27 protein-coding genes are annotated in these 22,958 nt (G+C 72.6%); 15 read left to right on the top strand and 12 right to left on the bottom strand.

What is annotated here, in order from left to right; all coding sequences use genetic code 11:
- Nucleotides 1-29: 29 nt before the first annotated feature.
- From sigJ to tsaA, 10 genes are all read left to right on the top strand, one after another.
- Nucleotides 30-953 carry an RNA polymerase sigma factor SigJ gene (gene sigJ, locus H4W80_RS05850; RefSeq protein ID WP_192784123.1) on the top strand — a complete coding sequence of 308 codons (924 nt, stop codon included), beginning with the start codon at nt 30-32 and terminating at the stop codon, nt 951-953.
- 60 nt (nt 954-1,013) lie between these two features.
- Nucleotides 1,014-1,622, top strand: coding sequence for an NAD(P)H:quinone oxidoreductase (gene wrbA, locus H4W80_RS05845; RefSeq protein ID WP_192784122.1), 609 nt, complete (start codon nt 1,014-1,016; stop codon nt 1,620-1,622).
- A 21-nt stretch (nt 1,623-1,643) separates the two neighbouring features.
- Nucleotides 1,644-2,072 carry a YybH family protein gene (locus H4W80_RS05840; protein WP_192784121.1) on the top strand — a complete coding sequence of 143 codons (429 nt, stop codon included), beginning with the start codon at nt 1,644-1,646 and terminating at the stop codon, nt 2,070-2,072.
- A 97-nt stretch (nt 2,073-2,169) separates the two neighbouring features.
- Complete coding sequence (locus tag H4W80_RS05835) at nt 2,170-2,949, top strand: SGNH/GDSL hydrolase family protein (RefSeq protein ID WP_192784120.1); 780 nt, start codon at nt 2,170-2,172, stop codon at nt 2,947-2,949.
- Entirely contained in the window at nt 2,949-4,283 is a 1,335-nt protein-coding gene (locus H4W80_RS05830) for an acyltransferase family protein (RefSeq protein ID WP_192784119.1), read from the top strand. The genes H4W80_RS05835 and H4W80_RS05830 overlap by 1 nt, the downstream gene beginning before the upstream one ends.
- Nucleotides 4,186-4,716: a GerMN domain-containing protein gene (locus tag H4W80_RS05825; RefSeq protein WP_192784118.1), complete on the top strand. Its 531-nt coding sequence runs from the start codon at nt 4,186-4,188 to the stop codon at nt 4,714-4,716. Before H4W80_RS05830 ends, H4W80_RS05825 begins: the two co-directional genes overlap by 98 nt.
- Nucleotides 4,713-5,396: a response regulator transcription factor gene (locus H4W80_RS05820; protein WP_192784117.1), complete on the top strand. Its 684-nt coding sequence runs from the start codon at nt 4,713-4,715 to the stop codon at nt 5,394-5,396. The genes H4W80_RS05825 and H4W80_RS05820 overlap by 4 nt, the downstream gene beginning before the upstream one ends.
- The gene (locus H4W80_RS05815) at nt 5,393-6,829 is read left to right on the top strand and encodes a HAMP domain-containing sensor histidine kinase (protein ID WP_318786715.1); all 1,437 of its coding nucleotides are present in this window, start codon (nt 5,393-5,395) and stop codon (nt 6,827-6,829) included. Before H4W80_RS05820 ends, H4W80_RS05815 begins: the two co-directional genes overlap by 4 nt.
- Before the next feature lie 25 nt (nt 6,830-6,854).
- Entirely contained in the window at nt 6,855-7,802 is a 948-nt protein-coding gene (locus tag H4W80_RS05810; protein WP_225963267.1) for a DUF1152 domain-containing protein, read from the top strand.
- A 57-nt stretch (nt 7,803-7,859) separates the two neighbouring features.
- Complete coding sequence (gene tsaA / locus H4W80_RS05805; protein ID WP_192784115.1) at nt 7,860-8,264, top strand: tRNA (N6-threonylcarbamoyladenosine(37)-N6)-methyltransferase TrmO; 405 nt, start codon at nt 7,860-7,862, stop codon at nt 8,262-8,264.
- A 35-nt stretch (nt 8,265-8,299) separates the two neighbouring features.
- On the opposite strand, the gene H4W80_RS05800 is transcribed toward tsaA, so the two are convergent.
- The 7 genes from H4W80_RS05800 to H4W80_RS05770 form a co-directional block, all read right to left on the bottom strand.
- Nucleotides 8,300-8,905, bottom strand: coding sequence for a response regulator transcription factor (locus H4W80_RS05800; protein ID WP_192784114.1), 606 nt, complete (start codon nt 8,903-8,905; stop codon nt 8,300-8,302).
- Complete coding sequence (locus tag H4W80_RS05795) at nt 8,902-10,047, bottom strand: sensor histidine kinase (protein WP_192784113.1); 1,146 nt, start codon at nt 10,045-10,047, stop codon at nt 8,902-8,904. Before H4W80_RS05795 ends, H4W80_RS05800 begins: the two co-directional genes overlap by 4 nt.
- Nucleotides 10,044-11,186, bottom strand: a complete 1,143-nt coding sequence (locus H4W80_RS05790) for a hypothetical protein (RefSeq protein ID WP_192784112.1) — start codon at nt 11,184-11,186, stop codon at nt 10,044-10,046. The genes H4W80_RS05795 and H4W80_RS05790 overlap by 4 nt, the downstream gene beginning before the upstream one ends.
- A gap of 196 nt (nt 11,187-11,382) precedes the next feature.
- Complete coding sequence (locus H4W80_RS05785) at nt 11,383-11,526, bottom strand: SRPBCC family protein (protein WP_192784111.1); 144 nt, start codon at nt 11,524-11,526, stop codon at nt 11,383-11,385.
- Nucleotides 11,527-11,738: 212 nt separating this feature from the next.
- A complete protein-coding gene (locus H4W80_RS62480; RefSeq protein WP_264085967.1) occupies nt 11,739-11,867 on the bottom strand; it encodes a hypothetical protein in 129 nt (42 codons plus the stop codon).
- Nucleotides 11,868-11,872: 5 nt separating this feature from the next.
- The gene (locus H4W80_RS05775; protein ID WP_225963266.1) at nt 11,873-12,127 is read right to left on the bottom strand and encodes an NmrA family NAD(P)-binding protein; all 255 of its coding nucleotides are present in this window, start codon (nt 12,125-12,127) and stop codon (nt 11,873-11,875) included.
- A 26-nt stretch (nt 12,128-12,153) separates the two neighbouring features.
- Complete coding sequence (locus tag H4W80_RS05770) at nt 12,154-12,924, bottom strand: helix-turn-helix domain-containing protein (RefSeq protein WP_192784110.1); 771 nt, start codon at nt 12,922-12,924, stop codon at nt 12,154-12,156.
- A 101-nt stretch (nt 12,925-13,025) separates the two neighbouring features.
- Here H4W80_RS05770 and H4W80_RS05765 point away from each other — a divergent pair, with 101 nt between their 5' ends.
- Nucleotides 13,026-13,409: a nuclear transport factor 2 family protein gene (locus H4W80_RS05765; RefSeq protein WP_225963265.1), complete on the top strand. Its 384-nt coding sequence runs from the start codon at nt 13,026-13,028 to the stop codon at nt 13,407-13,409.
- 4 nt (nt 13,410-13,413) lie between these two features.
- Here the strand turns inward: H4W80_RS05765 and H4W80_RS05760 are convergent, their stop codons facing one another.
- Nucleotides 13,414-14,433, bottom strand: coding sequence for an aldo/keto reductase (locus H4W80_RS05760; RefSeq protein WP_192784109.1), 1,020 nt, complete (start codon nt 14,431-14,433; stop codon nt 13,414-13,416).
- Between the two features lie 191 nt (nt 14,434-14,624).
- Here H4W80_RS05760 and H4W80_RS05755 point away from each other — a divergent pair, with 191 nt between their 5' ends.
- Nucleotides 14,625-15,734, top strand: a complete 1,110-nt coding sequence (locus H4W80_RS05755) for a MerR family transcriptional regulator (RefSeq protein ID WP_225963264.1) — start codon at nt 14,625-14,627, stop codon at nt 15,732-15,734.
- Entirely contained in the window at nt 15,731-16,975 is a 1,245-nt protein-coding gene (locus H4W80_RS05750) for an MFS transporter (protein ID WP_192784108.1), read from the top strand. The genes H4W80_RS05755 and H4W80_RS05750 overlap by 4 nt, the downstream gene beginning before the upstream one ends.
- Here H4W80_RS05750 and H4W80_RS05745 read toward each other — a convergent pair.
- Both H4W80_RS05745 and H4W80_RS05740 read right to left on the bottom strand, forming a co-directional pair.
- Nucleotides 16,972-17,610 (bottom strand): NAD(P)-dependent oxidoreductase, encoded by a 639-nt coding sequence (locus H4W80_RS05745; RefSeq protein ID WP_192784107.1) that lies wholly within the window; start codon nt 17,608-17,610, stop codon nt 16,972-16,974. The two genes, H4W80_RS05750 and H4W80_RS05745, sit on opposite strands and share 4 nt — an antisense overlap.
- A gap of 59 nt (nt 17,611-17,669) precedes the next feature.
- Entirely contained in the window at nt 17,670-18,353 is a 684-nt protein-coding gene (locus tag H4W80_RS05740) for a carboxymuconolactone decarboxylase family protein (RefSeq protein ID WP_192784106.1), read from the bottom strand.
- A 74-nt stretch (nt 18,354-18,427) separates the two neighbouring features.
- On the opposite strand from H4W80_RS05740, the gene H4W80_RS05735 reads away from it, so the two are divergent.
- On the top strand, nt 18,428-19,057 hold the full coding sequence (locus tag H4W80_RS05735) for a TetR/AcrR family transcriptional regulator (RefSeq protein ID WP_225963263.1): 630 nt from the start codon (nt 18,428-18,430) through the stop codon (nt 19,055-19,057).
- Nucleotides 19,058-19,239: 182 nt separating this feature from the next.
- A complete protein-coding gene (locus H4W80_RS05730; protein ID WP_192784104.1) occupies nt 19,240-20,460 on the top strand; it encodes a riboflavin synthase in 1,221 nt (406 codons plus the stop codon).
- A 162-nt stretch (nt 20,461-20,622) separates the two neighbouring features.
- Here H4W80_RS05730 and H4W80_RS63385 read toward each other — a convergent pair whose 3' ends face one another.
- Together H4W80_RS63385 and H4W80_RS05720 are read right to left on the bottom strand one after the other, a co-directional pair.
- Complete coding sequence (locus H4W80_RS63385; RefSeq protein WP_192784103.1) at nt 20,623-21,216, bottom strand: serine hydrolase; 594 nt, start codon at nt 21,214-21,216, stop codon at nt 20,623-20,625.
- Nucleotides 21,217-21,615: 399 nt separating this feature from the next.
- A complete protein-coding gene (locus tag H4W80_RS05720; RefSeq protein ID WP_225963261.1) occupies nt 21,616-22,935 on the bottom strand; it encodes an alpha/beta hydrolase in 1,320 nt (439 codons plus the stop codon).
- Nucleotides 22,936-22,958: the final 23 nt, after the last annotated feature.

The following is a 22,958-nucleotide window of genomic DNA, read 5'->3' as shown; positions in this document are numbered from 1 at the left end:
GCGATTGCGACAAGGAAAGACGGCACATCATGACCACCCGATCCGAGCCAGGAGACGACGACCGGCTCGATCCGAGTCTGAGCGCGATCATCAGCGAGCGGCGGCAGCTGATCAATCTCGCCTACCGGCTGCTCGGCTCCCTGGCCGACGCCGAGGACGTCGTGCAGGAGACCTACACCCGCTGGTACGCCATGACCCGCCGGGAGCAGGAGGCCATCGAGAGTCCCGGCGCCTGGCTCACCAAGGTCGCCGGCCGCATCTGCCTGGACCTGCTCGGCTCCGCCCGGGTCCGGCGCGAAAGCTACGTGGGCGAATGGGTGCCCGAGCCGCTGCCCGACCGTACGGAGTTGATCGGCGCGCGGCCGGGCGACCCCGCCGACCGGATCACCCTCGACGAGTCGGTCACCATGGCGTTCCTCGTCGTGCTCGAAGCGATGACCCCGGCCGAGCGGGTCGCGTTCGTCCTGCACGACGTCTTCCGCTACTCCTTCGCCGAAGTGGCCGAGATCGTCGGCCGTACCCCGGCGGCCTGCCGCCAGCTCGCCTCCTCCGCGCGCCGCCGCATCCGCGAGTCGGAGACGCCCGTGACGACGGAGGCCCGGCAGGCCGGCGTCGTCAGGGACTTCAGGCGGGCCTGGGAGGCCAAGGACATCGACGCCCTCATCGGCCTGCTCGCCCCCGACGCCAGAGCGGTCGCCGACGGCGGCGGCCTGGTCAGCGCCATGCTGCAGCCGGTCGAGGGTGGCGAGCGGATCGCGCGCTACCTGGTCGAGATCGCCGAACGGGCACCCGGCCTCGTGATCCTCGAACGCACGGTCAACGGCCAGCCCGGCATCGTGGCCCAGCAGGACGGGGAGACCGTGGTGGTCATGGCGTTCGACGTCGCAGGAGAGCGGATCAAGCACCTGTGGGCCGTACGCAATCCCGAAAAGCTCCGGCCCTGGACGGCCTGACATTTCGCACGGCTGTGTCGTCGTACTAATGAGACGAACGCTGCGGAAGGAAAAGCAACCATGGAACCCGTGAACCTCGCGATCATTTATTACAGTGCCACCGGCACCATTCATGCCCTGGCGCGAGCCGCCGCCGAGGGTGCGGAAAAGGCGGGCGCCCACGTGCGGCTGCGCAAGGTCGCGGAAACGGCTCCGCCGGAGGCGATCGGCGCCAATCCGGCCTGGGGCCGGCATATCGAGGACAGCGCCGACGTGGCCGAGGCCGGTCTCGACGACCTGGCGTGGGCCGACGCGGTGCTGTTCGGTACCCCCACCCGCTTCGGCAATCCGGCCAGCCAGCTCAGGGCCTTCATCGACACCACCGGGCCCCTGTGGTTCCAGGGCCTGCTCGCCGACAAGGTGTATTCGGCTTTCACCGCCTCCAACACCGCCCATGGCGGGCAGGAATCCACCCTTCTGGCGCTGGGGAACACGTTCTACCACTGGGGCGGCATCATCGTGCCCCCCGGCTACACCGACCCCATCCAGTTCCAGTCGGGCAACCCGTACGGCACCTCCCACGTGAGCGGCGACGGCGCGCCCGGCGACGTGCCCTTGGAGGCGGCCCGCCACCAGGCCCGCCGGGTCGTCGACACCGCCGCCTCGCTCAAGGCCGGCCGCGCCGCCTGATTTCTTGAACGGAGAATGCAAATGACCACGAACGATTCCGAGTTTCTGGCCTTCTTGGCAGGTCGAGTCGATGCCTGCCAGGTGAAGGACATCGATCGGCTCATGGCACACTATTCTCCCGACATCGTTTATTACGATGTCGTTCCCCCGCTCCAGTTCGCGGGGTCCGGCGAGGTCCGCCGCAATTTCGTGCGGTGGTTCGACGAATATGACGGCCCCATCGGCCTGGAAACGCACGAACTCACCGTCGCGACGAGCGGAGACCTCGCGTTCGCGCACATGCTCCACCTGGACACCGGAACTCTGAAGAGCGGGTCCGATCGCACGATGTGGGTGCGATCGACGGTCTGTTGCAGCCGGTCCAGCGGCAGCTGGCTGATCACGCACGAACACATTTCCATGCCGTTCGACCCGCAGACCCTTCAACCCTGGGTCCCCCCGGCCGTGTGAGCCGGCTGCCTGGCGACAGTGACGGCCGTTCCCGCATCGTGTGATGAAACGATGACAACCCGGCTGGGCTCCGCATTCGTCTGATTGCCTGCTGGCCATGCGATCGACGAACCTCTCTCGCCGGTTCCACCCCGGGTCCACCGGCCTGATCCTGGCCGTCGCGGCCGGGCTCGCACTCGCGGGTTGCGGCGCGTCCGCGACCTCCCCCGGCACGGTGACCCGGCAGGCCGCCACCGGCGTCAGGGTGCTCTGGATGGGTGACTCCATCGCGGGCGCGCAGGCCCCGGCGGTGGAGGCGGCGCTCAAGGCCGCGGGCGTCGCGTTCGAGAACGCCACGTCCGACGGCGGCGGCAACGTCGTCGCCGGTGACCACGAGGTGACGGCCATGGCGGCCAGGGAAACCTGGAAGACGCTCAAGGAGAACCTCGCCTCCTTCCGGCCGACGGTGATCGCCTACCAGATCACCACCTACGACTGGGGCACCCCCCGCCAGCAACTGTCGGCCTACCAGCGGCTCTCCCGAACGGCCGAGGACGCCGGCGCCAGGCTCGTGCTGGTGTCCGCCCCGCCGTTCAAGATCGACGATTTCTACAAGCCCCACGAGAACGCGATCAGGAGCGCCCCCGCGATGGCCGCCAAGGCCGCGCGCGGTCACTACCTGGATGCCGCCGCGCTGTGGGGAAGCGACTACGCCGCCGCCAGGGCCCAGCGCGCCAAGGACGGCATCCACTCCTGCCAGCAGGGATCGGCGGCCTTCGCCACTTGGTTCGCCAAGCAGCTCGGCGAGCTGGCCGGCTTCACCCCGGCCGCCCCCGCCGTCTGGGCCACCGGGCCGTGGACCGGCGACGAGCGCTTCGCCAAACTCGGCTGCGGCTGATGGCACCGACGACGTCAGCCCCGCGCCGCGCGCATGTCGGCGCGCTCGACGGGCTGAGAGGGCTCGCCGTCGCCGCGGTCCTGCTGTTTCACGCCGGGCACCTGCGCGGCGGGTTCCTGGGCGTCGACCTGTTCTTCGTACTGTCCGGCTTTCTGATCACCGGCCTGCTGCTGGAGGAGCTCGGCAGGAGCGGCGGTCCGCGCCTGGTGGCCTTCTGGGAGCGCAGGGCCCGCCGCCTCCTGCCCGCGCTGACCGTCATGGTCGCCTCAACACTGCTGCTGGCCTGGGCGTTCGCCAGGCCGGACCTGCTCAGGTACGCCCTCCAGGACGCGCCGTGGGTGGCCGCCCAGAGCGTGAACTGGCACTACATCGGCGAGCAGATCGGCTACTGGAACGCCTCCGGCACCCGCCTGTTCGCCCACCTGTGGAGCATCGGCGTCGAATGGCAGTTCTACCTGGCCTGGCCCCTGACGGTGGCCCTGGCCGGGAGAGGCCCCGGCGGGCCCCGGCGGGTGGCGCTCGTCGCAATGGCCGGCGCGCTCGTCTCACTCCTGCTCATGATCAGGCTCGGGGCCGCCGTGGACACCACCCGTGCCTACGAGGGCACCGACACCCGCGCCTCCTCCCTGCTCCTCGGCGCGGCCGCCGCCACCGCGCCCGTCCGGAACGCGATGAGTGGCCTGTCGCGCACCGCCGTGGACGTGATCTGCGCCCTGCTGCTGGGCGGGCTGTTCGCCTCATGGCTGCTGACCGGCGGGGAAAAGGCCCCCGGCCTGTTCCAGGGCGGGATGTTCGCGCACTCCCTGGCCGGCGCCGCGCTGATCGCGCTCCTGGCCCGCGCGCCGGACGGCCTGGCGGGCCGGATGATCGGCAGCGCCGTGCCGCGCCGGCTGGGCGAGCTGTCGTACGGCCTGTACCTGTGGCACTGGCCGGTCTACCTGCTGCTCCCCCGGCCGGCGGCCGGGCCCGCCGACTGGGGCTGGACGATCGTCGCGGCCGGGCTGTCACTGCTGGCTGCGGTAGTCTCGAAGGCCACCGTCGAAGATCCGATACGGCTGCGCACCGGCTGGGCCACCGGGCGGCGCGGATGGGCGGCGCTGACCGCCGCGGCGGTCGTGGCAGCGGGGCTGTGGGCGGCGATACCGCGGCCGCGCCCCGGCGCCGGGACGGTCGACGTGAGCAGGCTCAGCCGGTCATGGCCGGACAGTTCGCGCCAGGAAACGGGGGGACGGACACATGCCGAAGGTCTTACGCCACGTCGCGGCCGGCCTGGTCGCGGCGGCGACGCTGGCGGGTTGTGGCATCAGCGACACCGGGGTGCGCCCCGCCGGTGACCCGGTCCAAGGCGGCCTGACCGAAGACCTCGGCAGCTCGCTGCGGGTGTACTTCGTCACGCCCCAGGGCACCTGGCCGGTCTCCCGGCCGGCACCGACCGGGGCCCGGCCGCAACAGGCCATGGACGCGCTGCTCGACGGCCCGACGGCGGCCGAGCGGGCCCGGGGACTGGCCACGCAGCTGCCCTCGGCGTCACAGCCGGTCCGGGCCACGACGGCCAAGGGCCGCGTGCAGCTGCGCCTGCCGTGGCTGGTGCGTGACCTGCGCCCGGCCGCGGTGAGCCAGCTGGTCTGCACGGCCGCCGAGGCCCCGGGCGTCGGCGACGACCCCGTCATCGAGGTGTTCGAGCCCGGCATGCCAGGCCCGCCCTGGCCGGTCAGGTGCGACGAGAGCGGGTCGGCCGTCCCGGCCCATCGGGGAGCCTCCTCATGACCCGCGTCCTGGTGATAGAGGACGACCCGGCCGTACGCCGCGGCGTGAGCCTCGGCCTGCGTCACAGAGGCCACGAGACCCTGCTCGTCTCGACCGGCGAGGAAGGGCTGGCCGAACTCGTCGCGAGCGCGCCCGACATCGTCCTGCTCGACCTCATGCTGCCCGGCATGAGCGGACTGGAGACCTGCCGCCGCATCCGCGCCTTCAGCCAGGTGCCCATCGTGATCCTGTCCGCGCGCGACGATGACGTGGACGTCGTCGTGGGCCTGGAAGCCGGCGCCGACGACTACGTGATCAAGCCGGCCAGCAGCGAGGTCATCGAAGCCCGCATGCGCGCGGTGCTGCGCCGTACCGCCCAGCCCGCCTCCGCCGACCAGGCCCGCACCACCCACGGCGACCTGCTCGTCGACCGGGTCGCCCTGCGCGTGCTCAAGCACGGCGAGCAACTCGCGCTGGCGCCGACTGAGCTGAAGCTGCTGCTGTTCCTGACGGCCGCGCCCGAGCAGACCTTCAGCCGCCAGCAACTCCTGGAACTGGTCTGGGAACACAGCTTCCACGGCGACTACCGGCTGGTCGACGCGTGCGTGATGCGGCTGCGCGCCAAGATCGAGAACGACCCCCGCAACCCCCGCTACATCCAGACCGTGCGCGGCTTCGGCTACCGGTTCGGGCCGCTGTGATCCGCCTCGCCCGGGCACGCGGCCTGAGGGCCCAGCTGGTCCTGGTGTTCCTCCTGGTCTCCACGGTCAGCGCGCTGACCGCCGCCACGATCACCTACCGGCAGGGCCACACCGCGATCGTCGAACGCGCCCAGGCCGACGTCCTCCAGGAACTGCGCGCCCACCTGACCTCCCGGACGCCCGACCTGCCCGCCGAGCCCGCCGAGGCGGACCTGCGCAAGCTGGCCCGGCAACTCGACCTGGCGACGGGCACGCGGGGCTGGCACACCGCCCTGTCCTACAGCGGCGGCCCGCTCATCACCGCCGGGAAGCAGGCGCCGCCGCTGCCCGCGCAGCTACGCGACCGGGCGGCCTCGGCGCGCACCGCGCTGGCCCAGCGCTTCCACCACGCCCGGACGCCGTGGCTGGCCGTGGCCCTTCCCGTCACCGCCGCCGCACGTCCGCACGGCCCGCCGCCGCTCGTCGTCTACGCCTCCCTCTCCCTGGCCTCCCAGCAGCAGGACGTGGACAGCCTGGCGGCAGCCGCCCGCGCCGGAGCCCTCCCCGTCGCCCTGGCCTCCATCGTCCCCGCGCTGCTGGCCGCGCGCAGGCTGCTGCGACCGGTACGGCGGCTGCGCACGGCCGCCGAGCGGATGGCCGGAGGCTGCCTGGACACCCGCGTGAGCGTCACCGGCGACGACGAACTCGCCGACCTCGGCCGTACCTTCAACACCATGGCGGCCACGCTCCAGGCCGACGCGGCCGCGCTGCGCGCCATGGAGGCGCGGGCGCGCCGGTTCGCCGCCGACGTCTCCCACGAGCTGCGCACGCCGCTGGCGGCCATGAGCGCCGTGACCGAGGTCCTCGACGCCGACGCCGCCTCCGGCCGCCTCGCACCGCTCACCGCCGAGGCGCTGCAACTGGTCTCCGACGAGACCCGCAAGCTCACCCGCCTGGTCGAGGACCTGATCGAGGTGTCCCGCTTCGACGCCGGCGCGGCCGTGCTGCATCTCGACGAGGTCGACCTGGGCGAGCTCATCGCCAAGACGCTCGATCTGCGGCACTGGCACGACCGGGTGCGCACCGACGTTCCCCCGGGCCTGCGGGCCCGCCTCGACCCGCGCCGCGTCGACGTCATCCTCGCCAACCTCGTCGGCAACGCGCTGCGCCACGGCGGCCCGGCGGTGTCGGTCCTCATCCAGGTCCGGGCCGGCGCCGACCGGATCGCCGTCACCGTCTCCGACGACGGGCCCGGCATCCCCGCCGACCTCCTGCCCCACGTATTCGACCGGTTCACCAAGGGCGACGCCGCCCGTACCCGTACCGAGGGCAGCGGCCTGGGCCTGGCCATCGCCGCCGAGAACGCGCGCCTGCACGGCGGCGACCTCACCGCCGCCAACGCCCCTCGCGGCGGAGCCGTCCTGACCCTCACCCTCCCCCGGACCACACCCTGAGCCTCTTCGGTGGAAGATGTGATCCATGTTCGACTCGCCCCTGTTCGCCCGGCTTGAGCGTCGCCGCCGGATCCTCGTCGCCGGTGCGGGCGGAGGCTCCGACGTGTACGCCGGGTTACCCCTCGCCCTGACCCTTCGGGAGGCCGGCAAGGAGGTGCACCTGGCGAACCTGTCGTTCAGCCACCTCGACGCCCTCGACCTCGACGTCTGGCTGTTCGAGGATGTCGCGGAGATCCGCCCGGACACCGAGGCCCGCGACTGGTACTTCCCGGAGGGCTGCCTGGCCCGCTGGCTGGCCACGCACGGCCAGCCGTCGACCGTGTACGCCTTCCCCAAGGTGGGCGTCCGCCCGCTGCGGGCTGCGTACGCGAAGCTCGCCGAGCACCTCGACCTGGACGCGGTCGTCCTGGTGGACGGCGGCACCGACATCCTCATGCGCGGTGACGAGGCCGGCCTCGGCACCCCGGCCGACGACATGACGAGCCTGGCCGCCGCCCACGCCCTCGACGTCCCCGAGAAGGTCGTGGCCTGCCTGGGCTTCGGCGTGGACGCCTATCACGGCGTCAACCACGTACAGGTCCTGGAGAACCTGGCGGCCCTCGAACGCGACGGCGCCTACCTGGGCGCGTTCTCCGTCTCCAGGACCACGAAGGCGGGCGCGCTCTACCTCGACGCCGTCGCCCACGCCCAGGCCGAGCTGCCGGCGTACCCGAGCATCGTGAACGGCTCGATCGCGGCGGCCGTGCGCGGCGAGTTCGGGGATGTGCGCTTCACCGACAGGACGAAGGGCAGCGAGCTGTTCGTCAACCCGCTGATGGCCATCTACTTCGCCGTGGACCTCGACGCGCTGGCCCGGCGCTCGCTCTACCTGGACCGGCTCCAGGACACCGTGCTCATGCGCCAGGTCGTCTCCGTCATCGAGGAGTTCCGCGACGAGGTGACGCCCCGCCCGCCGAAGGCGTTCCCACACTAGAGACCCGGTGCCTTGCTTCGGGTACGGCACGCCCGCTCAGGAAAGGATCCAGGACCCTTGACCGAATACACGCTGCGCCCGATCGGGCGCGTGGAGTCGACGCTGACCGATCGGGCGGAGGCGCCCCGGCAGCCCGACGAGGGAGCGCCCGACGCCTGGCTCGTCTTCGACGGTCAGTACGCCCCCGCCCTCGACGGCCTGACCCCGGGTGCCGACGTACTGCTGCTCACCTGGCTCGACCGCGCCGACCGCGACACGCTCACCGTGCATCCGCGCGGCGACACCGCCCGGCCGCTCTCCGGCGTCTTCGCCACCCGGGCGCCCGACCGTCCCAACCCGATCGGCCTGCACGTCGTCCACATCCTGGCCATCGACGGCACGCGCGTCCACGTGCGCAACCTCGAAGCCCTCGACGCGACCCCGATCGTGGACGTCAAACCCCTCCTGACCCCCGACCGCTGACAGCTCGCGCGGCGTCCGGCCGGCATCGACAGGTTCTAGAGCCAGCCGGCGTCGCGGGAGATGCGGATGGCGTCGATGCGGTTGCGCCCGCCCACCTTGCTGATCGCGTTCGACAGGTAGTTGCGGACCGTGGCCTGCGACAGCGACAGCTGGGTGGCGATCTGGGCGACGCGGTTGCCGCTCGCCGCGGCGCGCAGCACCTCGGTCTCGCGGGCCGTCAGCGGGCTGCTGCCGGTCTCGAGGGCGGCGGCGACGAGCTCGGGGTCGATCACCCGCTCCCCCGCCGCGATGCGCCGGATCCCGTCCGTGAGGGTCTGCGCCGGGGCGTCCTTCACGATGAAGCCCTTGACGTGCACCTTCAGCGCGCGCAGCAGGTTGCCCGGCTGGCTGAGCCCCGTCAGCACGAGGGTGCGGCAGCCGGGAAGCCGCGCCGACAGCTGCTCGGCCGCCGACAGCCCGTCCAGGCCCGGCATGTCGATGTCGAGCACGGCGACGTCGGGGCGCACCCGCAGCGCGGCGTCCAGCACCTCGTCCCCGCGCTCGATCTCGGCGACGACCTCCATGTCGTCCTCGAGCGACAGCAGCGCGACCAGCGCGGACCTGATCATGTGCATGTCCTCGGCGATCAGCACGCGGATCACGCGACCTCCTCGGGAATCTCGACCGACAGCAGGAACCGGCCGTCTCGGACACCGGCCTCGAACGAGCCGGACACGGCCTCGGCCCGCTCGGCCACCCCGGCGAGCCCGGAGCCGGTCCCGACGGCGGCGACGCCGCGGACGCCGTCGTTGACGATCTCCAGCCGTATTCTCCCGTGCCGGCGGGAAAGGGCGATGGTGCAGGAGCCGGCCTCGCTGTGGCGCAGCAGGTTAGTGGTGCCCTCTCGGACGGCCCACGCCAGGGCGCTCTGCGCGGAGGCGGGCAGCGACCGCAGGTCGGCCACGTCGAGCCGGGTGTCCACGCCCGCGGCGCCGAGCAGGGCCGCGGCCCCGTCGATCTCCGTACGCAGCGACACGGCGTGCTGGTCCCGCGTGATCGCCCGTACGTCGTGCAGCGCGTCGCGGGCCACGCCGGTCAGGCTCTCGATCTCGGCGCGGGCGGCGACCAAGTCCCTGGTGAGCAGCCGCAGCGCCAGGTCGCCCTTGAGGGCGATCGCCGACAGGCTCTGGCCGAGCAGGTCGTGCAGGTCGCGCGAGACCCGGATCCGCTCCTCGCCGACGGCGGTCGCGGCCAGCTCGGTACGGGCGGCGTCCAGCTCGTTCAGCAGCCGGACCAGCCGGGCGCCACCGACCAGGGCCGCGGCGTACAGGCCGGTGGCGACCACCGCGTACATGCCGAGGAGGGCGGCCTGCGCGACCGTGCCCTCGTCCTGCAGCCCCGTCAGCGCCTCTCTCGTCGCGTTGACCGTCAACTGCAGCGTGGCGGCCGCCGCCGGCAACCACCCTCTGCGCAACAAGGTCAGCATCGAGGCGAGCGCGAAGATGCCGAAGGCTTCCCAGTTCGAGCCGAGCCACCAGATCGGCAGGTCCGCGAGGAGCACCAGCGCCGCGAGGCTCCAGGGCCAGCCCGCGGGGCGCTCGCCCCGGGCCGCCGCGAGGCTGTGCCGCAGCTGGATCGCACCGGCCGCGGCGGCCCCCACCGTCGCGGCGGCCGGGTTGCCGGGCGGGCCGTCCATGCCGAGGACCGTGTAGACCGGCACCTGCAGGGTCAGCGGCACGTGCAGGGCGATCAGCGGCCAGTGCGGGTGCCGCAGCACCCAGCGGGGCGGGATGGAGGCGGTCATGCCGGTATCTCGATCGTCTCGGTCGCCTCGCCGGTGCGCAGTTCCAGCCGCGGGCGGCCGTCCGTGGAGGTCACCGTGATCGTGCAGGAGGGTACGGCGCCGGTGCGCAGCAGCCGGGTGACCGTCGCGCGCAGCGCGGCCCGGGACTGCGGGGCGATGGCGTCGGGCACGCCGCCGCGCGGAAGCTCCAGTCGGGTCTCGATGCCGGCCGCGGCCAGCAGGGTCGCGGCGGTCTCCAGCTCGGCGCGCAACGACGGCCGGCGGTAGCCGCGTACGCGCTGCCTGGCGTCGGCGAGCGTGCGTCTGGAGTCGTCGGCGAGCGCGGCCAGCTCGTCCGGCAGTCCCTCGGGCACGGCTCCCCCGACCTTGCCGCACCCGGCCTGTTCCCCATGCGCCGGGGCCGACTTCGGCGCGCACCCGGCCTGTTCCCCATGCGCCGGGGCCGACTTTGGCGCGCACCCGGCCTGTTCCCCATGCACCGCGACCGACTCCAGCGCCCGCCCGGCCTGTTCGCCGCGTGCGGCGATCGACTCCAGTGCGCGGCCGAGGCTCCGGCGCAGGTCGTCGTCGAGGCGGCGGCGTTCCTGCGCCACCGCCTGCTGGGCGAGCAGTTCCCTGGCCGCCCGCAGCCGGGTCAGCGCGGCGGGGAGCCAGACCAGCAGCAGCAGCGCCGCGCTGCCGGCCAGCACCGAGAACAGCAGCCACGGCGCCGACGTCCACGGCAGCCCCAGCGCGTAGCCGATCGGCGCCGCCGCGGCCGCCACCGTCACGTACACGAGGTAGGACCACGGCGCCGGCAGCACCAGCAGCGCCGACACCACCAGGGCCGCGTACGACCGCGGCCACATGTTCCCGGCCAAGGGGGTGGCGCCGAGGATGACGGCGGCCATCACGGCGAAGGTCCAGACGCCGGCCGGTGGCCGCCGCGCGTGTGCCGCGTACCAGACGTGGCGCAGGTGCAGCGGCAGGTACGCCCCCGTCGCCGCGAGGCTCCACAGCCCCGTGCGCGCGTCGTTGTCCATGTAGCTGAACGCCAGCAGCACCTGCGCCACCGGCAGCAGGGCGCTGCAGGCGGCCGCGCCGGCCGGCGCCAGCCGCAGGACGCGGTCGGATCGCCACAGCTCCGCCAATCCGCTCACCGCCCGCCCTCGCGTCCTGGCTGACCAGAGTAGAGGCCGCGGCCGGGTGCCGGATCCGGCGCCGGTGGGAGTCCTGGACGGGCCGGCATGCCGGCGACCCGGATCCGCTCCGAGCGTGCGGCGGCGCAGGCGGGGGGCGAGAGCGGCGTCGTGGCCGTTCAAGGATGAGATGGTGCGCACCACGAGCGTGAGGGGATCAGAGTCTTCCCGCCGTGAAGCCGTCGGGCGACCACCAGGACTCGATGCCGGCGCCGGTGGTCCACAGGCGCCAGACGTGCTCGGGCGTGGCCGCGTAGGCGCGTTCGATCCGGACGGTCCTGGCCACGGGCGAGACGGTCATGACTGCTCCCTATGGGGTGGGGTTACGCGAACCGATCCTCCACGTGAGGGCCCGCGGGAGACAGATGTAAATGTCACGAGCCGGGTGATGAGTTTCGACCCTCCGGGCCGGCCGTCGGGCAGCCACGGCCAGAACCCCGGCTCCGACCATTCGTGGCCGCTTCACGGCCTGCCCCCTAATTCGGTGACAGCTCGGGGACGGCGGTCAGGGCGTCACAGCAGGCCGCTGTCCGGCGACTCGGGCGCGCTGAGGCGCAGGATCGGGTCGAGCAGGCCCGGGAAGCGGTCGCCCAGGTCGTCGGCGCGCGGCCGGATCCGCCGGTGCCGGCCGTCGACGGTCATGCTGATCAGCCCGGCCTCGCGACCGAGAGGCCGAAAACCGCGTCGGCGCCCGTACAGGCCCGTTGGAGCGCGTCGGGATCGGCGAGGTCACCGGTGGCGAGCCGCGCTCCCCGAGCGGAGAGCGCCTTCGCGGCCGGGGACTCCCCCGAGCGCACGTACGCCACCACCTCGTGACCGCGCTCCAGGAGCAGGTCGGCGACCGCGCCGCGGTTGAAAGAGAATCCGATCCGGAACCTGCGGGCGACGCCCGCGATCAGCAATCCTGGGATCTCAACCGAGGTTGAGGTCAAGCGCCGGCGAGGCTCCTGAAGTAGTCGGCGCTCTCCTCGTCCTCCGGGTAGTACGACTCGATCGCGACCTCGTCCAGCGTGATGTCCATCGGAGTGCCGAACGTCGTGGTGGTCGAGAACAGCCGCAGTTCCCGCCCGCCGAAGTTGAAGATCATCGGGATCACGACCTCGGACTCGACCGGCCGGCCCGCGTCCTCGGAGCCGGGTGCCAGCAGTTCCTCGTAGAGCGCGGCGAGCTCGGGGTCGGGAGCGGTGGCGAGCTGGCGCGCGATCCGGGCGCGGAGCACCACGCGCATCTCGGCCAGATTGACGATCCGAGGGGCCAGCCCGCGCGGGTCCAGTCCCAGCCGCAGCATGTTGATCGGCGGACGCAGCAGGTCGGGAGCGACGTCCGCGAGGAACGGGCCCAGGGCGCGGTTGGTCATCACGATGTTCCACCGGCGGTCGATGACCAGCGCCGGGTACGGCTCGTGCGCGCGGAGCACCCGCTCGACCGCGCCCCAGGCCGCCGACAGCGCGTCCCCACCGAGCGGCCGCTCGGCGTAGCGGGGTGCGAAGCCGGCGGCCAGCAACAGCCGGTTGCGCTCACGCAACGGCACCTCGAGCTGGTCCGCGAGCCGGAGGATCATGTCGGCGCTCGGGTTGGACTTGCCGGTCTCCACCAGGCTGACGTGCCGAGCCGAGACGTCGGCGGCGATCGCGAGATCGAGCTGGCTGAGTCGCCGGCGATGCCGCCACTGCCGCAACAGCTCCCCGACCGTGTACATGCCCGTCGATGTTACTCGTCGTGGCTCCGGGCGCCATGAAATGGGAGTTCATCGACAACCGCGGCGACGGTCGAAACACTGCCGCCATGACTACGCCGAACATGACCACAGACAACAAGGGCATCGTCCAGCGGGCGCTGACGGCACTGGTCGCGACGGGCGACGTCGACGCGCTCGCGCCGGTGCTGAGCGAGGACTTCGTCCATCACCGGCCGGGCCCGACCTCCTCGACCAAGGCGGAATGGCTCGCCGCCGTACGCGCCGCGCTCGTCCCGCTCGCCGGCATGCAGGTCGAGATCCATCACGTGCTGGCCGACGGCGATCACGTCGTGATGTACTCGCGGCGCCGGCTCCCCGGCGCCGGGCCTGAGATCGCGGTCGTCGACATCTTCCGGCTGGACGACGGGCTGATCGCCGAGGCGTGGGAGATCATCGAGCCGGTGGCCCGGGTGGCCGCCAATCTGGTGTGGTGGGAATCCGCCTGAGCGGTCAGCGGCGGCGTAGCGACGGGTCGAGCAGGGAAGGCGGGGTGTCGTGCTTCTCGTCCGGGGCCAGGTCGACGCCGGGCGCGACGATGGCGTCGATGGCGTCGAGCACGTCGGAGGGGAGCACCGTGTCGGCGGCGGCGAGGTGCGAGCGCAGGTGGTCCAGGGTGCGCGGGCCGATGATCGCGCTGGTCACGGCCGGATGCGCGGTCACGAACCCGAGCGCCAGCTGGATCATCGTCAGCCCGGCCGCGTCGGCGACCTCCGCCAGGCGCTCGACCGCGTCGAGCCTGGCGCGGTTGGACGGGATGGAGGTGTCGAAGCGCCGCGGCATGAACGCCGAGCGGTTGGTGGCGATCTCCCGGCCCTCCCGGATCGCGCCCGACAGCCACCCGGAGGCCAACGGGCTCCACACCAGCACGCCGAGCCCGTACTCCTCGGTGACGGGCAGCACGTGGCTCTCGATCCCGCGCTGCAGGATCGAGTAGCTGGGCTGCTCGGTGACGTAACGGCTCAGGTGGTGGTCCCGGGCGGCCCACTGGGCCTGGACGATGCGGTGGGCGGGGAAGGTCGAGGAGCCGAAGTAGCGGATCTTCCCCGCGCGCTGGAGGTCGGTCAGGGCCGACAGCGTCTCCTCGTCGCTGGTCGCCGGGTCCCACCGGTGGAGCTGGTAGAGATCGACGTGGTCGACGCCGAGGCGGCGCAGGCTGTTGTCCAGCTCGGTGACCAGCCAGCGGCGCGAGCCGCCCCGATGGTTGCGCTCCTCCCCCATCGGCATGCCCGCCTTCGTGGCCAGCACGATGTCGTCGCGGCGGCCGGCGATGGCCTTGCCGACCATCTCCTCCGACTCGCCGTCGCCGTACATGTCGGCGGTGTCGATGAGGTTGATCCCGGCTTCGAGGGCGGCGTCGACGATGGCGGTGGCCTCGTCCTGGGTGGTGCGCCCGATCTTGCCGAAGTTCATCGCGCCGAGCACGAGGGAGCTGACCTGCACGCCGGTACGGCCCAAGGTGCGGTACTGCATGACTGTGTTTCCTCCATGAGGAGATGTAAACGGAACCGTGTTCCGATAAAGATAGGGAACGCGGCTTCGGTTTCGCAACTCGCCCCCGGCGTGCATGCGGAACTGGTTTCCGGAAAGTGCCGTGTTGACCTTCCCCTTGGGTGAAGCGGCAGCATCGTCGGCACCGGCCACAGGGGCCGGGACGAGGAGGAATGGTGCGGCTGCTGACGATCGGGGCGTTCGCTCGGGCGGCGCGGTTGTCGCCGAAGGCCCTGCGGCTCTACGACCAGCTCGGATTGCTGCGACCTGCCGCGGTGGACGGCGAGTCCGGATACCGGTTCTACGACCCGGCGCAGCTGGAGCGGGCCCGGTTGATCGCCTGGCTGCGGAGGCTGGGCATGCCGCTGGCGCGCATCCGGCGGGTGTGCGACCTGCCGGCGGGCGCGGCGGCCGAGGAGATCGCCGGCTACTGGGAGCAGGTGCTGGCCGAGACCGCCGCCCGTGGGCAGCTGGCCACGTTCCTCGTCGACTATCTGTCGGGGAGGGGAAGCACCGTGGAAGAGACGGCGACCATGCTGGGGCTCCGTTACGCGGCCCGGTCAGAGTTGGGACTGGTGCGCACGAGCAACGAGGACACCGCGTACGCCGGCCCCCGGTTGCTCGCGGTGGCCGACGGCGCAGGCGGCTGGAGCGGGGACCTGGCGAGCGCGGCGGCCGTGGACGCGCTCAAACCGCTGGAGACGCTGGCCGTACCGGCAGAGGACCTGCTCGGCGCGCTCGCGGAGGCGGTCGGAGAAGCCGACCGGGCCATCAGGGAGATCGCCGCCTCGACGCCGTCGGGTGAGGCGGTGACCACGCTGACCGCGCTGCTGTGGTCCGGTTCCCGGCTGGCGCTGGTGCACATCGGTGACACCCGGGCGTACCTGGTGCGGGACGGCGAGCTGTTCCAGATCACCCATGACCACACCTATGTGCAGGGGCTGGTCGACGAGGGCCGGCTGACCGTGGAGGAGGCGGCCTCGCATCCGCAGCGCGCGCTGCTGGCGCGAGCGCTGACCGGCACGGGCGGGGCGCGGCCGGAACTGTCGCTGCACGCCGCCGAAGCCGGCGACCGGTACCTGCTGTGCTCCGACGGGCTGTCCGCCGTCGTACCGGCCGGATCGCTGCGCGAGGCGCTGACCGGGCCCGGCGCCCCCCAGCAGGTGCTCGACGAGCTGGTGGCGCTGGCGTACGCCGCCGGCGCCCCCGACAACCTCGCCTGCGTCGTGGCCGACGTGGTGAGCCTGGAGACACCGGCCGACGCCGGTGGGGCCGGACGATGATCGCGTCCGCGGCCCGGTCGCTCGGCGCCTACACCGTCGACCGCCGCCCGCTGGCCGTCGCGGCCTTCCGGCGCTTGTGGGTGTCATCGGCGGTTTGCGCGGTGGGTGGTTCGTTCAGCGTGGTCGCCGTGCCGGCGCAGCTGTTCACGGTGACCGGCTCCTCGGCGGCCGTGGGCGTGGCGGGGGCGGTGTCGTTCGTGGCGCTGGTCGTGGCGGCGTTGCGGGCGGGCGCGCTCGCCGATGTCATGGACCGGCGAAAGGTGCTGCTGGCCGCCCACTGCGGGCTGGCGCTCACGTACGTGGCCTTCTGGACGCAGGCCGTGCTGGGCGGGCGCTCCGTCCCCGTCCTGATGGTGCTGGTCGCCTGCCAGGGGCTGTCCCTCGGAGCGATCATGACCACGATGGGCGCCGCGGTGCCCCGCCTGGTCCCGGTCGAGCTCCTGCCGGCGGCCAACAGCCTCAGCTCCCTGACCCGATACGCCGGGTCGATCCTCGGACCGGTGCTGGCCGGGGCCCTGATCCCGAGGGTGGGGCTCGGCGCGCTGTACCTCTTCGACGCCGTCGCCCTGTCGGCCGTCGTGTGGGCGGTCGTCAAGCTGCCACCGCTGCCGCCCCTGCCTCAGCCGGCCGCGCGGCGCCGGTCGGCGACCGGCCTCCGGTATCTGGCGGCCAGCCGGCTGCTGGTGGCGGTGCTCCTGGTGGACCTCGCGGCGATGGTCTTCGGCATGCCGACGGCCCTGTTCCCGCAGCTCGCCCAGCAGACCTACGGCGGGCCCGCGGGCGGCGGCCCGGAGCTGGGACTGCTGTACGCCGCCTATCCGGCCGGGGTGGTCGCGGCGGGGCTGCTGTCGGGCACGTTCACCCGTGCTCGGCGCCACGGCGCGCTCATGGCGGCGGCCGCCTCGGCGTGGGGCGTCACCGTGGTGCTCCTCGGGCTGGCCGCGCAGCTGTGGCTGGCCCTGGTGGCGCTCGTCCTCGGCGGCGCGGTCAACTTCGTGCTGAGCACCTTCCGCAACGCCATCACGCAGGCGCACACCCACGACTCCATGCGCGGCCGGATCCAGGGCTCGCTCACCGTCGTGCTCTTCGGCGGCCCGCACCTCGCGAGCCTGCTGCACGGGGCCGCCACCTCGGTCCTCGACCACCGGGCGGTGATCTGCGCCGGCGGGTTGCTCACCATCGTGACCGTGGCCGCGGTCGTGTGGGCACTGCCGGAGCTGCGGAAGTACTCCCCCGTCTAAGAGGCGACCGAGATGACGTGGCGGATGGACGACGGGTCGTCGATGAGGTCGAGCATGCAGTGGGCCACGTCGGCGCGGGTGGTGCTGAGCCCGCCCCTGATGTTGAGGTCCCGGGCGGTGCGGTAGCGGCCGGGGTGCTCGGTGTCGAGCAGGCGGGAGGGGCGCACGATCGTCCAGTCCAGGCCGGAGCCGCGCAGCAGCTCCTCGGCCTGGGCCAGGTCGGCGTAGTGGTGGCGGAGCAGGCGTTGCACGATGAGCGGCTTGAGCACGTACCGGGTGAAAACGCCGTCCCCCGCGTCGGCGACCAGGCCGCTGGCGCTGACCAGCAGCATGCGGCGGGCCTGCGCCCGGGTCATGGCCTGGATGATCGAGGCGGTGCTGGCGCTGTGGAAGGTGGTGGGGCCGCGGTCGCGCGTGCCCATCGCGGACAGCACGGCCCCACAGCCCTTGACCGCCGGGAAGACGGCGTCGGGGTTCATCACGTCGGCCTCGACGACGTCCAGCCGCCCGCGCAGGTCGGCGGGCAGCCGGGACGAGTCGCGTACGACGGCGGTGACCTCGTGGCCCAGTCCGAGGGCCTGACGCACGAGTTGCCGGCCGATGCCGCCGGTCGAGCCGAAGACCGCGATTCTCATCAGTGTCGCCCCTCTTGGTTGGTGAGTATTCACTCACCCTACCTCGCGGGGCGGCGGGATCAGGCGAACACCGTGCCCGCCTCCGTGAACAGGTCGTTCAGCGCCCGCATGCCGCGCCACGCCTTCGTCAGGCCGAACTGGGCGGAGAAGCGCACCACCGCCCGCACCTCCTCCGGCGTGGCGCCCGCCTTCAGAGCCCGGGTCACGTGGACGCGGAAGCTCTCCTCCAGCGTCTGGAAGAGCACGTCGACGGTCATGGTCGCGAACGCGCGCTCGCGGCCGGTCAGCCGTCGCATCCCCGCGCGCATGCGCGACTGCAGGTCCATGAAGTCGGCGAAGACGGGGTCGAGATTGCGTACGGCCTGCCGGGTCGGCGCGGGGATCGGGCTGCTCTGCCCGTCGGCGTCGATCGGGTGCCCGTCGCCCGTGGGGCCGGGCCGGCCCTGCTCGCGTTCGATGTCGACCAGGCGGGCCAGCGCCGACAGGGCCGCCGGGTAGCCGCTGTCGTAGGCGATGAAGCGCAGCAGCTCGCGCAGGTCGTCGGCGGACAGCCCGTTCTCGTACGCCATCGTCACGTGCGCCTCGAAGGGCAGGCCGAGGGTCTGCTGGCAGACGTCGCCGACCAGGGACAGCAGGACCTTCTCCCGCGTGGACAGCTCCGTGATCTCCTCCCAGACCTTGCGGTCGGTGGCCTCGCTCATCTGCGCGAACACCGGGTCGAGCGTCTTGGCGTGGACATTCATCGATGCTCCTCGATAACTGAACAGTTGTAGCGCTACGACTGTAGGGCAACGGTCGTCTCGTTACAATGGCTCCCATGAACGCGACCACGAACCCCCGCTCACGGGGCCGCAACCCCCGAGGTCAGGGCGAGCGGCTGCGCGAGGACATCGTCACGGCCGCCGTACGGCTGCTGGACGAGCTCGCCGACGACCAGGCCCTGTCGATGCGCGCGGTCGCGCGGGAGGTCGGCATCGCCGCCACCTCCGTCTACATCCACTTCGCCGACCGCGACGCCCTCGTCCTCGCCGCTCTGGAGCAGTGCCACCGCGACCTCGTACGCGCCCTCGACCAGGCCGAGACCGCCGCCGACCCGGTGGCGCGGCTGCGCGCCCGGCTGCTCCACCTGGGCGACTGGGTACGCCGCCACCCAGGCCTGTACAAGGTCCTCCACGAGAGCACGCTCAACCAGCGGGCCGCCATGGAGTTCAAGCAGGAGCTGGGCGAGCGCACCACGGCCGCCGTGCGGCGCTGCATGGACGCCGGGCTCGCCGCCCCCGGCGACGCCGCGGAGGTCTCGCTCGACCTGCGGGCGGCGGTTCACGGGGCCGTGTCGATGCGGGTCAACCAGCCCGACCTGCCCTGGCCGCCGCTGGAGGAGCAGATCGACCGGTTCCTGATCAAGCTGGCCGGGATCGCGCCCGCGTCCCTGAGCCAGGGGCTTTGATCTCCTGGGCTGTCGGGTGATAAAAGGATGATTGGTGCGATTCCAAGGTGCGGCGGTGAAAGCCCGCCGGTTCCGCCGGTTTCGGCGGGACGACTCGGTGCGACTCCGGGCCACGCGGTGACACCCCGCCACCTCTCGGGCCTGTCCGGCCCCTGGTTCCCGCTGTCGAGAGGTGATGTCGCATGTTCACCGGAAATATCCAGGAAATCGGCACGGTGGTGGCCGTCGACGAGACGCGCATCGCGGTCAGCGCCCCCAGGGCCGCCGCCGGCGCGCCGGGTTCGATCTGCCTGAACGGCGTGGGCCTGACCGTCCTTCGGACCGCGCACGAGACGCACCTGCTGGAGGCCGGGCTGTCGGCCGAAACCCGGCGCAGATCGACCCTCGACCAGATCGGAGCGGGCACCCGGGTCAACGTGGAGACCCCGTTGACGCTGGGCGACCCGCTCGCCGGCCACCTGGTCCAGGGCAACGTGGACGCCGTGGGCAAGATCGTGCGAATCGACGACGAGGGGGTCGCGCGGCGCTTGTGGATCAAGCCGCCCGAGCGTTTCCTCTCGATGGTCGTCGCGAAGGGGCAGATCGCGGTCGACGGCGTCAGCCTGACCGTCGCCGAGGTGTCCCGCGACCGGTTCTCCGTGGCGCTGATCCCGCTGACGCTCCAGGCCACCACGCTGTCGGAGCTGTCCGTCGGCGACAGGGTGAACCTGGAGCCCGACCTGGTCGTCCGCCTGGCACGGCGCCGCCTGCCCGACCTGGCGAGGTCGGTGACCGAGGTGGTCGCGGCCCTCCCCTGGGCCGGCCGGCTCTCGGGCGCGCGCGGCGTGCAGCAGGCGCTCACGCAGCTCGCCGCCGGAGGAGCCGTGATGATCTGGGACCCCGACCGGGAGGGCGAGGGCGACGTGGTGTTCGCGGGGGCCCGGCTGCGCCCGGAGGCGTTCACGTTCCTGCTCACCCAGGTCTGCGGCCATCCGACCGTGCCCTGCGCGCCCGAGGTCCTCGACCGGCTGGAGATCGGCCCCGTCCCCGGCCCCGGCGACCGGCACGGCACCCGCCCGCACGTCCCCGTGGACCTGACCTCCGGCACCGCCACCGGGGTGTCGGCCGCCGAACGCGCCGCGACCGTGCGCCGCCTGGCCCATCCGGACGCCAGGCCGGCCGACTTCCTGCGACCGGGACACGTCTTCCCGCTCGCCGCCCGCCCCGGCGGTCTGGCCGAACGCGCCGGGCACACCGAGGCCACCGTGGCCATGTGCGTGGCGGCCGGCCTGCCGCCCGTCGGGGTGTGCTGCGAGGTCATGAACCCCGACGGCACCATGGCCGACGCCGCCGACCTGGAGATCGCCGCCCTGCGCTGGGGCCTGCCCCTGCTGGACGTGGCCGACCTCGGGAAGCACCTGTGACCGCCGACCTGTACGGGTCGATCGGGCTCGGATACTCCCGCCACCGCGTTCGACGCCGCGATGGCGATCCTCGACCAGGAGCAGGTCGGGCGCGCGATGCGGCGCCTCGCCGCCGACACCCTCGACCTGGGCTACCGCCTGGTGATTGTGGCGCGGTCACCGTCATAGGGCCAGGAGGTGAAACGCTCCCCGGACGATGGACTGGCCTTTGGCCGCCACGTCGATCGTGTCGGGTGCGGTGGTGGGGTCGGACACCATGAGGCTGGTGGCCAGCGCGCGGCCGTCGGCGGTGCGCCGGTGGGCCGGCAGGGCCAGGTACTGCCGTGTCCGGTCCTGATCCGAGGCGGCCTTGAGCTGGAAGAACGCCTTGGTGGTGAGGATCGGGACGTTCGCGTCGGGCTCGCGGTGGCCGAACAGCGACAGCTGGCGTCGCACCGCGTCCCGGCCCAGCCGGTGGATGAGGTGGTCGGTGGCGGTGTTGTCGCTGATCGAGATCATGTGGTCGGCGTATTCCGACAGCGCGAGCATGGTGCCGGCGGGGCGGTTCTGCAGGGTGCCCGAGGGCAGGCTCTTGTGGTCGTCGCGGATGGCCAGTCGCTCGTTCCACGAGAGCCGCCCTTCGGCGACGGCCTGGGCGAGCGCGCCCAGCACGTACAGCTTGAAAGCCGAGCCGATCGGGCGTTGCGTGTCCGCGTCGAGGCCGTGCGCGATGCGGCACTGCCCGTCCGGCTCGATGCGCGCCGCGGCGAAGGACACGCGTGCTCCCAGCTCGGCCAGCCGGGTGTGATCTCGGCCCACGAGGTCGGCTCGGGTTCGTCCGGGGTCAGGCGCAGGTTGTCCACGCGCCCCGCCGCCTCCACGTGCACGGTGATGCGGTAGCCGGTGGTGTGGCCGTCCACGACCGCCTGGACCTGGTCCGGTCGCGTCGTGAGGGCCTCCCGGAGGGTGAGCGGGCCTACGGCGGCCAGTGCGGCGTTGAATCCGTCCGGTCCGCCGCTCGCCTCCAGCAGGGCCGGGGCCAGGTGCCGGCTGATCTCTCCGTCCGGCAGCGGACCCCGTAGTGACGCGTCCAGCAGCCAGTCCAGCTGCTGTTTCGCGGGGGTTTCGTCGTTCACTGCTGTGCCTTTCCTGCAAGGGGGTGTCCAGCCGGAGTGGTCAGCGTTTGAAGCCGGAGACGATCCGGGCGATCCCCGATCGGCGCGGTGCCAGCCAGTCGGCGATGTCGGCGACCACGGCCGCGTCGACGTGCTGGGGCTTGTCGTAGTCCGCGGGCGTGGACGGGCCCGAGCCGGGGAAGAACAGGTGGTCGTCGGCGTCGTAGACGCGGATGGTGACGTCCGTACGGTGGGCGAGACCCGCCCGCCAGCCCGCGAGGTCGTCGGCGACGGTCACCTGATAGTCGCGGCCGCCCTGCAGGATGAGCATCGGCTTGTCCAGCGCGGCCGCGGTCGCGACCGGGTCGTAGTCTCGCAAATCGAGCCAGTACGCCCCGGAGTAGCCGAACGGCAGCTCCGTGGCGGGTGTCTCGGCCGACAGGTGCGGGCTGTCGACGAGTGCGGCCTGCCGTGTGATCGTCTCGACCGCGGCCTGCGCGCCGGGATCGAGCGAGGCGAGATGGCGGACGACGCGTACGGCGGCCTGGTGCATGGGCTGGGTGTCACCGGCCAGGAGCACCAGTCCGGCCACGGACGGCTCGGCGGCGGCGACCCGCGGGGCCACCTTGCCGCCCATGCTGTGGCCTGCGACATGCACACGCGCGGCGTCGACGGCAGGGTGGCGCTGGAGCAGGTGGACGGCCGCGACGGCGTGCGGGACGTACTCGTCGCTCATGGTGAAGCCAGGGTCCGCCGCCACCCGGCCGGCGTGGGCGTGGGTCACCTTGTCGAAGCGCAGCACGGCCACGCCGCGGCCGGCCAGCCCCCAGGCCAGGTCCTTGAGGGGCTTGTTGGGGCCGCTGGTGGCGTCCCGGTCGAACGGCCCGCCGCCGCTGAGCAGCACCACTCCTGGCCACGGACCGTGCCCGCGCGGCAGGCTCAACGTGCCGGGCACGGCCAGCGCGCCGGAGCCCACGGTGACCTCCTGCTCGTCGAACCTCTTGCGGCGGACGTACGGCGGCGGCGTCCACCGCTCGGTGAGCGCGGGCGCGAGCTGCAGGCCCTGCAGCAGGCCGGTCTCGTCGACCGACATGACCACCGTCAGGCCGCCACGCTCGTACGTCACCGGGACGCTCACCTTGACCAGCTCCGCCTTCCCCGATGCGGCCACCCAGCTCTCGGGGGCCGGCTCGCTGATCGGCGTCCCGACCGCGGAGATCGCCCCGATCTTGGACCGCTGACTCTCCCAGGCGAGCTGCAGCGTCTCAGCGGAGACCACCGCTCGCAGCGGCGGGGCGAACAATGCCTCGATGTCCGCGAAGCGGCCACTTCGCGCCAGCTCGACGACCGTCATGGCGATCGCCGCCGGATCCGTTCCCATGGCCATCCTTTCTACTGTTTGGC

This window comes from Nonomuraea angiospora (genome assembly GCF_014873145.1).
GTDB classification, from domain to species: domain Bacteria; phylum Actinomycetota; class Actinomycetes; order Streptosporangiales; family Streptosporangiaceae; genus Nonomuraea; species Nonomuraea angiospora.
This window is presented reverse-complemented; position numbering and strand designations above follow the sequence as displayed.